Origin of the sequence: Leisingera sp. ANG-DT, from assembly GCF_000813785.1 — a bacterium.
GTDB lineage: Bacteria > Pseudomonadota > Alphaproteobacteria > Rhodobacterales > Rhodobacteraceae > Leisingera.
This window is the reverse complement of the sequence record NZ_JWLE01000005.1, coordinates 183,160-197,654: the sequence shown is the minus strand read 5'-3', so window position 1 is coordinate 197,654 and position 14,495 is coordinate 183,160. Positions and strand designations below refer to the sequence as shown.

Annotated in this window: 11 protein-coding genes and 1 tRNA gene; 6 read left to right on the top strand and 6 right to left on the bottom strand. The window is 64.1% G+C overall.

Annotated features, from left to right (window positions below; genetic code table 11):
* Positions 1 to 48: 48 nt before the first annotated feature.
* Positions 49 to 1,464: an RtcB family protein gene (locus RA21_RS06220; protein ID WP_039147362.1), complete on the bottom strand. Its 1,416-nt coding sequence runs from the start codon at positions 1,462 to 1,464 to the stop codon at positions 49 to 51.
* A 532-nt stretch (positions 1,465 to 1,996) separates the two neighbouring features.
* Positions 1,997 to 3,553, bottom strand: a complete 1,557-nt coding sequence (locus RA21_RS06210; protein ID WP_039147359.1) for an RNA-binding protein — start codon at positions 3,551 to 3,553, stop codon at positions 1,997 to 1,999.
* 175 nt (positions 3,554 to 3,728) lie between these two features.
* On the opposite strand from RA21_RS06210, the gene rtcR reads away from it, so the two are divergent.
* Entirely contained in the window at positions 3,729 to 5,309 is a 1,581-nt protein-coding gene (rtcR, locus tag RA21_RS06205; RefSeq protein ID WP_039147357.1) for an RNA repair transcriptional activator RtcR, read from the top strand.
* Between the two features lie 194 nt (positions 5,310 to 5,503).
* Here rtcR and RA21_RS06200 read toward each other — a convergent pair.
* From RA21_RS06200 to paaZ, 3 genes are all read right to left on the bottom strand, one after another.
* Positions 5,504 to 5,580: transfer RNA gene (locus RA21_RS06200), tRNA-Met, on the bottom strand.
* A 192-nt stretch (positions 5,581 to 5,772) separates the two neighbouring features.
* Positions 5,773 to 6,573 carry a PaaX family transcriptional regulator C-terminal domain-containing protein gene (locus tag RA21_RS06195; RefSeq protein WP_039147356.1) on the bottom strand — a complete coding sequence of 267 codons (801 nt, stop codon included), beginning with the start codon at positions 6,571 to 6,573 and terminating at the stop codon, positions 5,773 to 5,775.
* A gap of 84 nt (positions 6,574 to 6,657) precedes the next feature.
* On the bottom strand, positions 6,658 to 8,688 hold the full coding sequence (gene paaZ, locus RA21_RS06190) for a phenylacetic acid degradation bifunctional protein PaaZ (RefSeq protein WP_039147354.1): 2,031 nt from the start codon (positions 8,686 to 8,688) through the stop codon (positions 6,658 to 6,660).
* Between the two features lie 127 nt (positions 8,689 to 8,815).
* On the opposite strand from paaZ, the gene paaG reads away from it, so the two are divergent.
* The 5 genes from paaG (at position 8,816) to RA21_RS06165 (ending at position 12,240) form a co-directional block, all read left to right on the top strand.
* The gene (paaG, locus tag RA21_RS06185; RefSeq protein WP_039147352.1) at positions 8,816 to 9,601 is read left to right on the top strand and encodes a 2-(1,2-epoxy-1,2-dihydrophenyl)acetyl-CoA isomerase PaaG; all 786 of its coding nucleotides are present in this window, start codon (positions 8,816 to 8,818) and stop codon (positions 9,599 to 9,601) included.
* Between the two features lie 2 nt (positions 9,602 to 9,603).
* Positions 9,604 to 10,029, top strand: coding sequence for a hydroxyphenylacetyl-CoA thioesterase PaaI (gene paaI / locus RA21_RS06180; protein ID WP_019297690.1), 426 nt, complete (start codon positions 9,604 to 9,606; stop codon positions 10,027 to 10,029).
* Between the two features lie 15 nt (positions 10,030 to 10,044).
* A complete protein-coding gene (paaK, locus tag RA21_RS06175; RefSeq protein ID WP_039147350.1) occupies positions 10,045 to 11,355 on the top strand; it encodes a phenylacetate--CoA ligase PaaK in 1,311 nt (436 codons plus the stop codon).
* A 16-nt stretch (positions 11,356 to 11,371) separates the two neighbouring features.
* Positions 11,372 to 11,968, top strand: a complete 597-nt coding sequence (locus tag RA21_RS06170; RefSeq protein ID WP_019297692.1) for a TetR/AcrR family transcriptional regulator — start codon at positions 11,372 to 11,374, stop codon at positions 11,966 to 11,968.
* A 62-nt stretch (positions 11,969 to 12,030) separates the two neighbouring features.
* Positions 12,031 to 12,240 (top strand): hypothetical protein, encoded by a 210-nt coding sequence (locus RA21_RS06165; RefSeq protein ID WP_039147347.1) that lies wholly within the window; start codon positions 12,031 to 12,033, stop codon positions 12,238 to 12,240.
* A gap of 70 nt (positions 12,241 to 12,310) precedes the next feature.
* Here the strand turns inward: RA21_RS06165 and RA21_RS06160 are convergent, their stop codons facing one another.
* Entirely contained in the window at positions 12,311 to 14,380 is a 2,070-nt protein-coding gene (locus RA21_RS06160) for an OmpA family protein (protein WP_039147787.1), read from the bottom strand.
* Positions 14,381 to 14,495: the final 115 nt, after the last annotated feature.

The following is a 14,495-nucleotide window of genomic DNA, read 5'->3' as shown; positions in this document are numbered from 1 at the left end:
CGTCCGCCCTAGGCCAGCGGCCAGGGCGGTGCCTGTCGGGATTAGGGCCTATCGCCGGCCTTTCTTCCGGTTCTTCCAGAACGGCGGCACATCGCCGGCCATGATGCAGCCGTAAGGGTCGATGTAGTCCTCAATTTCGGCCAGATCGTAGGATTTGATCTGATCGACAACGCTCTGCGCCTTCTTGTAGCTCGACGGCAGCTCCGAGGCGTCAACCCCGCCGGCATGAAAGCGGATGTCCAGGCCTTCGGTCTCGGCCTGCAGCATCTGTTCCGGCGTCACGGACCCCATCCGGCGCTTGTGCTCGGAGCGGGAAAAATTCCGCCCCGCGCCATGCGGGCTGAAGCCCAGGCCGCGGGCCGCATCCTTGCCGCGGGCCACCAGCACCGGTTCCGACATGTTCAGCGGAATCAGCGTGAGGCCGGTGGCATCAGCGGCGTAATCCCCCCAGGCGGGGGTCGCACCCTTGCCGTGGTAGTAGAGATCACCGCGTTTGAAAACGAAGTTATGTTCGTTCCAGTAGCGGTCGCCGACGTCGCCTGTCCGGGCGGCCTCCACCGTCGCCTGATGAATGGCGTTATGGTTGGCCTTGGTCCATTTGCGGATCAGCTGCAGCGCTTCCCAGTAGTCGCGGCCCTCCTGCGTGTCCGCAGGGATCCAGGCGTTCTGCTTGGCGGTTTCCGGCGACAGCTCTTTGCGGAAGCGCTCCGCCACCGCCATGCCGTTCTTGTAGAGCACGGCCCCCGGCCCGCGCGAGCCGTGATGGGTCACAATCGCGGTGCGGCCGGTCTTGCGCGAGCGGCCCACAAACAGGAAGTGGTTGCCGTCGCCCTGGGTTCCCATGTGCTCCTGCGCCATGCGCAGCGACTTGGGGTTGTCCAGAAAAGGGTTTTCGCGGAACGCGTCCAGCAGCTTGAGCGAGGTGGTGAACCGCTTGCCCTGCGGCCGCCCGCCGGGTCCGAAATGGGTAACCGACTGGGCGGCGTCCAGCACCGCCTTGGGGTCTGCGTTGCCCAGATCGGTGATCATAACGGAACAGCAGATGTCCGCCGAATGCATCCCAGGATGGATGGCGTTCCGCGCAGCGGCAATGCCGCCGACCGGGATTGTCCCCACCGGGCCGGCCGGGCAGGCGTCCGGCATGATGGCACCGGCGTCGATCGTCGGGGTGCGCATCAGCTCTGTCATGGTGGCGCGGACCTGGGCCACGTTGGTTTCCTCGTCCGGGTGCGCAGCGGTGATGTTTTCCTCAAACGGCACCTCGCCACGGGCGCGCAGGCTCAGGGTGGCCGGCTGCGGCGGGATCTCGCCTTCCAGTTCCTGGCGGATGCGGACCAGGCCAAAGCCTTCGGCCCGCAGTGCGTTGGCCTTCTCCAGCAGGGCCGGGAACTGTTTGCCGGGGCGGTGGCCCCAGTCCTTCAGATGCGCCCCGGTAACGGGGTCGTAGGTCGCGTCATTGGTCATACCGTTATCTCACTCTGACAATGGCCCCGGCGACAAGGGGGAAGAAACAACCCGGAGGCCCGCCCCGCATCTGAATGGGCAGATGCGTTTTCCGTCTGGGCGCCGGCAAGGAGGGGAGTTGAACCCGCTCGGCCGTTCCGGAGGTGAAGTGCCTTGTAGTTCCTTCGGCATTCGCCGGGGCTTTCCTTTCAATTCGGGTCAGGAGGACAAAGGGGTGCGGGACATTCTAACCCCGAAGGGCGAGCCTGAATCGAACAGGCAGCACCAGATGTAGTCCCACAGGCATTCCTCCTGCATTTTATTTGGTCCCTGGCGACAAGGTGGCCGTGTTTGCGTGCAAAGCACGGCCGGGGCGAAACATTCCTGCTCTACCAGACTGAGCTACGCGCCATCACTTGATTGGCTGGCGCGGCGGGATTCGAACCCGCGACAAGGGAGTTATCAGCTCTGTAGTTCCGCCGGCATTCGCCAGGGGTATCCTTTCATTCCAATTTCAGGCCCGGTCAGGCAGGCGGTCCACCTGACCGGTTTGTTACAATGCGATCTTTGCGATCTCGCCAACCCAATGGTCCGGGCCGGTCCGGCCTGCGGCGAAGTCGGCAATCTGGCCGAACACCGCATCCGAGAAGCCGCCGATGTTCAGCACATCCCTGCGCGTCTGCGCCTGGGTGGTGCCGTAGGGCGCGATGTCGATGCAGGCCAGTTTGGCCTTGGGATTGCGAAGCTTGATCAGCTCCCATTCCTGCATCATCGCTGTGCCCTGACGTCCGCCGCGGGCATCTGCCCACGACTGGTTGTCGGAGACAAAGACCACCAGATCCGGCGCCCGGCCGCGGCTGTTCAGCCATTTCAGCGGCGCCGAACAGTTGGTCCCGCCGCCTGCCAGTGCGGCGAGCCGCTCGGCATTGGTCAGCACCGTATCGCGCGCCTGAAGCCGCACATCGCGCACTTCCAGATCGAACGGCAGCACCTGGCAGCCGCGGTTCACCCGGGCAAAGGCCGCGGCAACCAGGGCGGCCACGTCCACGTGACGCACCACCGAAGCCGCCCCCGGGCGGTGGCCCGTTACCGGCCAGGTCATCGAGCCGGACACATCCGGGCACACCACAACCTGGCCCGCCACCTGGGGCACATTGGAGACCGCAATCTCCATCGCGTCATGCAGCGCATCCACGATCTGAGGCGGCATATCCGGCACAACGTTCTGCGCCGCCGCCATCAGCTGGTACGGGAGCACCCGTGCCCTGGCGATTGCCTTGGGTGCGCGCAGCAGGGCCGCAACGCGGTCCGCGTTCTTGCGCACCTCGAACACACCGCGGCGGTGGAAGGTGTTGAGGTTCTGCCGCACCATCTGCCACGAGCCCTGGCGGGCGATCTGCGCCCAGTGCTGCGGTGTCAGCGGCAGCTGGGTCAGCATCTGGAACGGCACATCCGGCACCGGCCCCTGGCCGGTTTCCTTGAACACCATCCAGTCCTGCACCACCTGCGGCAGCCGTGCCGCATTGCACGGCCGCCCGACGATCCAGGCGAACAGCGCCTCCCGCTCCGGGGTTGCCGGTTTCGGGTGCACCATCCGGATCACATCCGCCAGCGACGGGTTGTTGCCGATATTGGCCTGCAGCAGCGCCCGCTCGGACGCTGTGTTCAGCCAGTCCTGCACCATCGCCTTGGGCGCGGAGCCCAGCGACTTGCGCCCCGTCTGGCCGGAGCGGACCACCTGCACGAAGCTGCACAGCATCTTGCCGTTGTCCACCACCCGGCCGAAAACCGCGCGGAACAGCACCGGGTTGCGGCGCGCCAGTACGGCCAGCAGCACCGCCGGCATGTCCTTCATGTGCCCTTGGGTGCGGGCATAGACAGCGGTCCGGGCCAGGAACTCTGCCGGGACGGCCTCAGCCGCGGCGAGGGCAAACTCCAGCTCCGCCTGGGCGTCCTGGTAGAACAGGCCGCCGAAGGTGCCGGTCATGGCCGCCTGCGCCAGCGCCTGTTCGTCAGTGTGGGCGTAGGCCGGTGCGCCTGCGGCGTTTTTAGCGTCCACTTTCGGCTGCAGCCGGCCCCTCAGCGATGCAAACACGGATTTGTTTGCCATTTTCCTCGTCCTTCTCTGTTTGTGGAATTGTTTTGCCATGCGTGGAGGTGGCGATCGAGAAAATTGGGAAATCCACGTAGTGTGCTGATAATGAATGGATAATTGGATTGTTGCGGAAATAAGTCTCCGGTCATACTATCTGTAGATATAAGGATTTATCTGAATGGATAAGTGAATGCGGAATGTCGTCATCGGCTTTCTTGGAACGCAGCTCGACATGGGCAAGAAACGGCGCTGGCGCCCGACGCTGAGCCTGGTTGAACACGGCAGCTTCCGCGTGGACCGGCTGGAACTGCTGTTTGACATCAAGTTCAACCGCCTTGCCCATCAGGTGAAGCGCGAGGTCGAGGACGCGTCGCCGGGCACGGAGGTGCTGCTGCAGGAGCTGAACCTGAACGACCCCTGGGATTTTCAGGAGGTCTACGGCAAGCTGTTTGATTTCGCCCGGGGATACGGGTTTGACGAGGACCGCGAAAAATATCATGTGCATCTGACCACCGGCACCCATGTGGCGCAGATCTGCTGGTTCCTGCTGACGGAAAGCCGCCATGTGCCGGCAAGGCTTGTTCAGACCGGCCCGCCAGGTCCGGAGGACACCGCGGCAAAGTTCGACATCATCGATCTGGATCTCAGCCGCTACAACGCCCTGCAGCAGCGGTTCGACCAGCTGTCACGGGAATACAGCGATCAGCTGAAGGGCGGGATCGAGACCCGGAACCCGGCCTATAACGCCCTGATTGACCAGGTTGAACTGGTGGCGGGCAGTTCCGATGAGCCGATTCTGCTGCTGGGTGAAACCGGCACCGGCAAGAGCGAACTGGCAGAGCGCATCTATAACCTGAAGCTGGACCGCCGCCGGGTGAAAGGACGGCTGGTGCATGTCAATTGCGCGACCCTGAACGGACCTGACGCGGTTGCAACGCTGTTTGGCCAGCGCCGCAGCTACCTGGGCCAGGCCGGGTCTGAGCGCAGCGGGCTGCTGCGCGAGGCGGATGGCGGGATGCTGTTTCTGGATGAGGTGGATGAATTGAACCTCAGCATGCAGGCCATCCTGCTGCATGCCCTGGAAACCGGGCGCTATTACCCGCTGGGGTCAGACCACGAGGTCTCAAGCCGCTTTCAGGTGATCGCTGGTGCCAGCCGTGACCTGCGCAGCCTTTCTGCCGCCGGGAAGTTCCGGTCTGATCTGCTGGCGCGGCTGAGCATGTGGCGCTTCAGCCTGCCGCCGCTGCGCGCGCGCCGGGAGGACATCGAGGCCAATCTGGCTTTTGAACTTGTGCGGTCAGAACGGGCACTGGGCACGCAGGTCGGCTTCAACGCGGATGCACGGGAAAAATTCCTTCGCTTCGCCCAGGATCCGGCGACGCTTTGGCCGGCAAATTTCCGCGATTTCAGCGGGTCGGTCCGGCGCCTGTGCACCCTGGCGCCCCGCGGCAGGATCACCCGCGCGATGGTCGAGGGCGAAATGCTCAGGCTGCAAACGGACTGGCAGGCTTCCAGTTCCGATACCGATGTGCGGCTGGTGGAGCAGGTTTTGGGCGCAGCTGCAGCGGACATTGATCCGTTCGACATGGTTCAACTGGCCAAAGTTGTGCGTGTTTGCCGGGCATCGACAAGCCTGAGCGCGGCTGGGCGCACCCTTTTTTCAGCGTCGCGGCGCAAGCGAAAGACCCAGAATGACGCCGACCGGCTGCGGAAATACCTGCACAAGTTTGGCCTGGACTGGGAATCCTTGAGTGCACCCGGGACGGGTTGAATTTCGGAGTGCAAGCCAAACGGCGAAACAGCGGCAGCCCGGCGCCGTGGAAGACGCTCTGCGCCGTGATCCGGTAATCGCCTGGACTGGACCGCATTCACGAACGGGGTTTTCGGGGCCGGTTGCAAGCAGGTTGAAATCAAAGGCCGCTTGGGTGCCGATGTTTCCAGCTGATCCGAATATATGGGGAAGGGTGGTAGCGGAGGAGGGACTTGAACCCCCGACACGCGGATTATGATTCCGCTGCTCTAACCAACTGAGCTACTCCGCCGCTCTGTGTGGAGGCGATTTACGGAATGCCGCCAGCCGGGTCAAGCAGAAAAGCGGAAGAATCCCGGATTCTTCCGAGATTTTTCCGGCTTCTGGAATTGGCATAGAAAATTCAATTGCTTACAGGTCTGTTGGCCTAGTTGCGGCCGGTCACTGACGCTGCCGCGGCGCGGGCGGGTCAGTGGCGGCTTGGTTATTCGGACAGGCCGTCGAGGGCCGTCAGATCCGGCCGCGGCAGCTGGTCCAGCAGGGAAAACACCAGTCCGCGGCAGGATTCACCGGTCCAGTCCGCAGGGTGGAAGCCCGGCGGCAGGTCCGGGTGGCGCAGCACCACGCGGCGCCAGCGGTGCACAATCAGAGTTCTCAGGGTGCCGGTCTGCGCAGGTGTCAGGCCCGTGGGCGGCGAAGAGATTTTTTGCAGGTCCTGCTGCAGGGCTGCGCAGGCATCGCACAGGTGATCCGGAAACAGGCGTGTCTTGAGCCAGTCCGGCACCGCGATGGAGCTGACGCCGGCTGCAAGCAGGTCATCCAGGCTTCGCGGCATCGGGCCGCGGCCCAGGGCGGTTGTGCGGTTCACCGCCACATAGCTGGGCAGCAGCAGCACCTCATCCAAGGTGGCCTGACCGGCACCGTCCTCGGCGATCAGCAGGTGCCATTCACCCGGGGCTGCGGCGTCGCGTTCATAGATCCGCGGGGTGACGGCTGCGGATTGGTTGCGGCCGTATTCCGTCAGGTAATGCACCGAGGCGCGGCCTGCGCGCTCGCTTTCGATCCAGCCGTCCTTGCGCAGCCGGTGCAAGGCTACCCGGATCGCCTCGGGCTTGATCCCCATCGGGGTGATGATGCGGGTGAGCGCACCGCCGCTGATCTGGGCGCCCTTGTCCTGGGCCAGATCGCCGAACAGCGACACGATGACCGACCAGACCCGCTGGTTCTGCGGGTCGTTCAGCTGCTGGACGGTGGCGTCAAACCAGGGGTTATGCTGTTCGTTCATGGGGATAAACATAGTTCGCCCGGACTGGTTAGACCAGTCCGGGCGTGCGGCAGCGTTACCGCTGCCTACCACTTTTGCACAAGCTCAGAAGGCGTTCATGGTCAGCAGTTCATACTCTGCCGCGATCTCGCCGTCCTGGTTGGTGAGGGTGACGTGCCAGCGCACCTCGCCGTATTCCTCGTTGCGGGGGGTCTTCTTCTTGACCGTGAGGCGGACCTTGATGCTTTCGCCTGCTGAAATCGGTTTCATGAAGCGCAGGTTGTCGAGGCCGGTGTTGGCCAGAACCGGGCCCTCGTCCGGCTGCACGAACATGCCCGCGGCAAAGGATAGGAGCAGGTAGCCATGGGCGACACGGCCCGGGAAGAACGGGTTTCGTTTGGCGGCTGCGTCGTCCATGTGGGCATAGAAGGTGTCGCCGGTGAAATGGGCGAAGGTCTCGATATCCTCCAGCGTGACGGTGCGCGGGGCGGTGTGCAGGGTCTCGCCGATGGACAGCTCGCCGAACTTGCGGGTGAAGGGATGCGCGGGGCCTTCGATCTCGGTGCCGCCGGGGACCCATTTCTCGCCAATCGCGGACAGGATGTCGGGCGAGCCCTGGATGGCGGTGCGCTGCATGTAGTGTTTGACGCCGCGCACGCCGCCCATCTCCTCGCCGCCGCCGGCGCGGCCCGGGCCGCCATGCACCATGTGGGGCAGGGGGGAGCCGTGGCCGGTCGATTCCTTCATCGAGTCGCGGTTGTTGAAGTAGAGGCGGCCGTGATAGGCGCCGGCGCCAATGGCGACCTCGCGGGCAACAGCCGGATCGTGGGTGATGACAGAGGCCACCAGCGAGCCCTGGCCGCGGTTGGCCAGATCAATGGCGTGGCCCAGGTCGCGGTAGCCCATGATGGTGGAGACGGGACCGAAGGCCTCGGTATCGTGCACGCGCTGTGCGTTGTCCGGATCGGCGCAGTGGAACAGCATCGGCGGCACAAAGGCGCCTTTGTCGGCGTCGGCGCCGTCGACGGTGAAGCTGTCCGGGTCGCCAAAGACGCGTTCTGCTTCCTGGCCGATGATCGCGGCCTTTTCCAGCACGTCGCGTTTCTGGCTGCCCGAGACCAGCGCGCCCATGCGGGTGGTTTCCAGGCGCGGGTCGCCGATCTGGGTTTTCGCCAGGCGGGTAGAGAGTGCCTCGATCACTGCGTCCACCTGTGCCTGCGGTGCGATGATGCGGCGGATGGCGGTGCATTTCTGGCCCGCCTTGGTGGTCATCTCGCGGCTGACTTCCTTGACGAAGAGGTCAAACTCCGGCGTGCCGGGCTGCGCTTCGGGGCCGAGGATAGACGCGTTGAGGCTGTCCTGTTCGGCGACGAAACGGACCGAGTTTTCCAGGATCACCGGGTTCGCGCGCAGTTTCAGCGCGGTGCTGGCGGAGCCGGTGAAGCTGACCACGTCCTGCATGGTCAGATGATCCAGCATGTCGCCGAGGCCGCCGGAGACCAGCTGCAGCGCGCCCTCGGGCAGGATGCCGCTGTCGAGCATCAGTTTCACTGCCAGTTCGGTCACATAGCAGCTGTTGGTGGCCGGTTTCACGATGGCCGGTACGCCTGCCAACAGGGTGGGGGCGAGTTTTTCCAGCATGCCCCAGACCGGGAAGTTGAAGGCGTTGATGTGCACCGCAACGCCGCGAAGTGGGGTGCAGATGTGCTGGCCCAGGAAGGTGCCGTTGCGGGAGAGCTGTTCCACATCGCCGTCAAGGTAGACATGGGCATCCGGCATTTCGCGGCGGCCCTTGGAGGCAAAGACAAACATGGTGCCGATGCCGCCGTCGATGTCGATCATGTGGTCGGACTGGGTGGCGCCGGTGTTGAACGACAGATCATAAAGCGCCTGCTTGTGCTGGTTCAGGTGGCCTGCCAGCGCCTTCAGCATCCGGGCGCGGTCGTGGAAGGTCAGCTTGCGCAGGTTGGCACCGCCCACCGCGCGGGCGTAGTCGAGCATTCCTTGCACGTCGAGCGCGTCATTGCCCGCTGACGCAATCACCTCGCCGGTGATGGCGCTGGCTATGTTGCGGGCGCCTGCGCCCGGTGCGACCCATTGACCCGCTGCAAAGCTGGAAATCTCAAGAAGGCTCATGATGCTGTCCTTTTCATCAGGCCGGCGCGGGGCCGGCTGGCTGGAATCCGATGCTGAGATATATTGACCGTCCGGTCGGTTTATGCAAGAAGTTTGTCAAATGCACCGCTGACAGGGTGAGGGAGCGATGAGCGATACGATTCTGGTTGAGGACCACGGCACCTGGGTGGAGATCACCCTGAACCGCCCGGACCGGCTGAACAGTTTCAACGAGGAGATGCACAACGCCTTGCGCGGCGCGCTGGAGGCCGCCCGCGACGGCGGCGCCCGCGCGGTGCTGCTGACCGGCGCCGGGCGCGGCTTTTGCGCCGGCCAGGATCTGGGCGACCGCGACCCGCGCAAGATGGACGGGCCGCCGGACCTGAGCCAGACGGTGCGCAAATTCTACGCGCCGCTGGTGCGGCTGATCCGCGAATTGAACTTCCCGGTGATCTGCGCGGTGAACGGTGTGGCCGCAGGGGCGGGTGCCAATCTGGCGCTGGCCTGCGACATGGTGCTGGCGTCGGAAAGCGCCAAGTTCATCCAGTCGTTTTCCAAGGTTGGCCTGATCCCGGACACCGGCGGCAGCTGGCATCTGCCGCGGCTTCTGGGCGAGGCCCGCGCCAAGGGGCTGGCGCTGACCGCAGAGCCGCTGCCTGCGAAGAAGGCCGAGGACTGGGGCCTGATCTGGAAGGCGCTGCCGGATGACGAACTGATGGCAGAGGCGCGTGCGATGGCTGAGAGATTCGCCAACGGCCCGACGCTGGGTCTGGGGCTGACCAAACAGTGCATCCAAGCCGCGGCGGTCAACACGCTGTCCGACCAGCTGGAGATCGAGGCGGACGCGATGAAGACCTGCGGCGAAAGCGCGGACTACGCCGAGGGCGTGGCCAGCTTTCTGGAAAAGCGCGCCCCCGCGTTCAAGGGCAAGTGACCATGACCCCGAAAGAACGCGCCCAGAAATCCGCCGCCGCTATGTGGGCGGACGACCACGCGTCCAAATGGGCGGGTATGGAGATCACCCATGTGGACGAGGGTGAGGCCACGCTGGAGCTAACCATCGCCCAGCACCATTGCAACGGGCATGGCATCTGCCATGGCGGTGTGACCTTCATGCTGGCCGACAGCGCCTTTGCCTTTGCCTGCAACAGCCGCAATCAGGCCACCGTGGCGCAGCACAACGTGATCAGCTTCACCGCGCCGGGACGGCTGGGCGACAAGCTGATTGCCACGGCCCGCGAGATTTCCCTGACCGGGCGCAGCGGTATTTACGACGTGACAGTGACCAACCAGGACGGCCAGCAGATTGCCGAGTTCCGGGGCTTCTCCCGGGCGGTCAAAGGCCAGTTGTTTGAAGAATAAGGTGTGGAGGACGCCATGGAAGACCTGAGCCCCAAGAAGGGTGAATTGGACCCAATCGAGATTGCCTCGATCGACGAAATCCGCAGCTTGCAGCTGGAGCGGCTGAAGTGGTCGCTGCGCCACGCCTATGACAACGTGCCGATGTACAAGCAGCGGTTCGACGAGGCAGGTGTGCATCCGGACGACCTGCAGGAACTGAAGGACCTGGCCAAGTTCCCCTTCACCTACAAGAACGACTTGCGGGACAATTACCCCTTTGGGCTGTTTGCGGTGCCGCGCAGTGAAATCATCCGTCTGCACGCGTCCTCCGGCACCACCGGCAAGCCGACGGTGGTGGGTTACACTGCCAATGATATTTCGAACTGGGCGGATCTGGTGGCGCGGTCCCTGCGGGCATCTGGCCTGCGCAAGGGCGACATGGTGCATAACGCCTATGGCTATGGTCTGTTCACCGGCGGCCTCGGCGCGCACTACGGGATCGAACGGCTGGGGGCGACTGTCGTTCCGATGTCGGGCGGTCAGACCGAGAAGCAGGTTGGCCTGATCACCGACTTCAAACCCGACGGTATCATGGTGACGCCCTCCTACATGCTCAACATCCTGGAGCAGTACCACAAGGTCGGCATGGACCCGCGCGAGTGCTCGCTGAAGGTTGGCGTTTTCGGGGCTGAACCCTGGACTGACGCAATGCGCAAGGAAGTTGAAGACGCCTTTGATATGCATGCGGTCGATATTTATGGCCTGTCCGAGATTATGGGGCCGGGTGTCGCCAACGAATGCGTTGAGACCAAGGACGGCCCGGTGATCTGGGAGGACCACTTCCTGCCGGAGATCATCGACCCGCAGACCGGCGAAGTGCTGCCGGACGGGGAGCTGGGCGAGCTGGTGTTCACCACGCTGACCAAGGAAGGCCTGCCGATGGTCCGCTACCGCACCCGCGATCTGACCCGGCTGCTGCCGGGCACCGCGCGCTCGATGCGGCGGATGGAGAAGATCACCGGCCGCAGCGACGACATGATCATCCTGCGCGGTGTCAACGTCTTCCCCAGCCAGGTGGAGGAGCAGCTGCTGGCGACCGGGGGCCTCGCGCCTTACTATCAGATCGAGCTGTACAAATCCGGCCGCATGGACGCGATGCGGGTGTTTGTGGAGGCCAATCCGGATGCCACTGACGAGTTGAGCAAAACCGCAGCGGCGCGGATGCTGACCAAGCGGATCAAGGATATGGTTGGCGTTTCAACCGAGATCATTGTAGGCGACCCAGGGTCCGTCGAGCGCAGCCAGGGCAAGGCCAAGCGCGTCGTCGACAACCGCAGCAAGACCTGACCCGGGAGAGTGAGCCTTGGCCCGTACGATCGCAAAAGACCACGATGAGAAACGCGCGCAGATCCTGAAGTCGGCAGCCAAGGTGTTTGCCGAGTCCGGCTACGACCGGGCCTCAATGACCCAGCTGGCGCGCGAGTGCGGGATCTCCAAGGCGAACATCTACCACTATTACGACAGCAAGGATGCCGTGCTCTACGGCCTCCTTGATACCTACCTTTGCGAGCTGCGCGACCGGGTCTGCGGGGTGGATCTGGCGGGGCTTGGTGCCGAGGACCGGCTGCGCCGCATCGTGTCGGAAATCATGCTGGCCTATCAGGGCGCCGACCATGAGCATCAGGTGCAGCTGGGCGCGATGGGGGCGCTGCCGGAGGTGCAGCAGAAGCATCTGCGCGGCTACCAGCGCGAGATGGTTCAGTTCATGAGCGATGCGCTAAAGGATGTGGCACCGGAGATTTTCAACGGTGACGCGGCCAAGCTGCGCGGCGCCACGATGTCCGTCTTTGGCATGCTGAACTGGTATTACATGTGGAATTCCGGCGCCGGATCAAAGGCGCGCGAGGATTATGCGGGGCTGGTCGCAGACCTGACGCTGAGCGGGGTCAAGGGGCTCTGACAGCGGCGCGGTTTGGTGTTTGGTTGTTTCTGCGCTAGCCTGTCCGGATACCGGAGGGTGCCATGCAGAAACCTGAGAACTTCGAGAATTTCTATTTCAAGAAGGTTGGACTGGGCGAGGCCTGTGGCTGCGCCGAGCGGGCCATCGATATGTATGAGTTCGACCGTACGGCAGGGAAGCCGAAGGAGGCCAGCGGCAGGCGCCGGTTCAGCTGGAAGGGGTTTGCGCTGAAATACGGGCTGCTGTCGCGGAAGAAGACACCGGCAGAGTAACAGTGAAACACCCGGCAGTTCGTGCCCGCCGGGTGTTGTTTCTTTTCAGATATGGCTGGTTTCAGGCCTGTCAGCCCGGGTTGCCCAGCAGCTGGGTGATGCGGCGCACCGCGACGCGGCGGTTGGCGCGTTCGGCTGCCAGGGTGCTGACCGCCAGGTCGCTCTCGCCGTAGCCCTGCACCACCATGTTTTCCGGTGCCACGCCGAAATACTCCGTCAGCGCCAGCGCCACGGTTTCGGCGCGCCGGTCCGACAGGGCCAGGTTATAGGTCGCGGCGCCCACGGCGTCGGTATGGCCCTCGATCAGGAACACCTCGCCCGGGTTGCGGTCGATCAGCTCGCGCAGAGCGTTGCCCAACGTTGCCAGTTCTTCAGCCTCTTGCGGGCGGATCACCGAGGAGCCGGTGTCGAAGTTGACCGAATCCACGTTGATCACCGGCGTCAGGCGGCGCACCGCGTCGATGTTGCGGATCTGCGCCAGCGAGAAGCGGCGGTCCACCGTCTTGGCTTCCTGTGCGGCCAGCGCCGCGGCCAGGTCCTCTGCCGATACCGCGCCGGTGCTGGAGAAGGCGCGGCGGTTGTCCTGCACCTGCGGCAGCTCGTTGACCACCACGCGCTCGGCCTTTTGGGTGTCGTCGAACAGCACCACGCTGCGCCCGTCCGGCAGCAGTTTGGTGCGGCGCAGCACCCGGCCTTCGGCGGAGCGGATGGTTTCCACTTCAACCCCGTTCTCGCGCACCACCACGGTGCGGGTGGAGCCGTCCTGGAAGCGGTAGGTGGTCACGTTGGAGCCCGGCTGGCGCAGCAGCGCGTCATCGTCTTTCAGGACGCGGTACTGGCCGTCCTGTTCGACGATGGCGCGGTCGCCGGAGTTGGACACGACCTTGCCGCCGTTGTTGAGCAAGGTGCCGATCGCCAGCGCGCCTAGGCCAAGCAGGGCGTTGCGCTCGCGGGTCGACAGGCCGCTGTCCTCCTCAGTGGCGGCATTGGTCTGCGGGGCAGGTGCTTGGGCTTCCGCCTGGGCGTTTTCATTGACGCCGGTTTCGAATTCCTCGTCAGAGCTGCGCGCGGTCTCTTCGGTGACCACTTCTTCGGTCACTTCTGCCTCACCTTCGGCAGCAGCGCCGTCTGCGGCTGCCGCGGCGGCGGCAGCAGGTTCGCTGGTTTCCTCGGCCAGGGCATCAGCCTGGGTCTGACTGTCCTGTTCAACCAGTTCAGGATTGTCAGTTTCTTCAGTCGTTTCGCCTTGTGACTGGGCAAGGTCCGCAGCGATTTCCTCGGCGCTGGCGCCTGCGGATGCCTCGCCGCTGCTATCAGCCTGGGGGGCAGTTTGAACCTCTGCCTCTGCCTGTGCTTCGGCTTCAGCCTGAGCCTCTGCTTGGGCTTGTTCCTCAGCTGCGGCCTGTGCCGCCGCTTCTGCTTGAGCCTGTTCTGTTGCAGCTTGTTCTGCAGCGGCCGCCTGGTCTTCTGCCGCAGCCTGCGCAGCTGCTTCCGCCTGAGCTTCAGCCGCGGCTTGTGCTTCTGCTGCAGCTTGAGCTTCGGCCTCGGCTTGCGCTTGTTGCTCAGCTGCAGCCTGCGCTTCAGCTTCTTCTTGTGCCAAAGCCTCTGCCAGTGCCTGCGCTTCGGCTTCAGCCTGAGCTTCGGCCTCTACTTGCGCTTCAGCCTCTGCTGGCTGTTCCTGCGCGTCCTGCTGCCCGGCGGTTTCCGCTGCAGCTTCAGCCTGGGGCTGATCTTCGCTGCCGGTTTCGCTCTGGGCTTCCGCTACAGCTTCTGCCTGCGCCCCGGCTCCCTGTTCCGCCGTCGCTGTGACCTCTGTCTCCGCAGCACCGATGCCTGCCAGAACACTGGCGGATTGGAGGTCTGCGGGCAGGGCGGGGTCAAATGCGCCTTCGCCATAGGCCTGACAGAAACTTGCGACCTTGCCGTTCTTTTGTTCGATTTCTTCACCGGCTTCCAGCTTCTTCTGCCGCCGCTCGGCCCGCTTGCGGCAGCGGTCCACCAGATCGCCGATTTCTGCAGCGGACATCTGGCGGAGGTCAATCTGCTTGCCGCCCTGGTTCTGCGACAGGGCGGGCAGCGGGGCCGCCAGCGAGATCATCACTGCCAGCGCCGTGGATGATTTGAAAATTCCCGGTTTCATTACGGTTCCTTTCTTGTTCCGGCACATGGCCGCACAAGGATAACGGATAAACACCGGGTTAGTTGCGCATCGCGGGGCAAAAAGAAAAGCCGCCCCGGGCTGGGGCGGCTTGGAT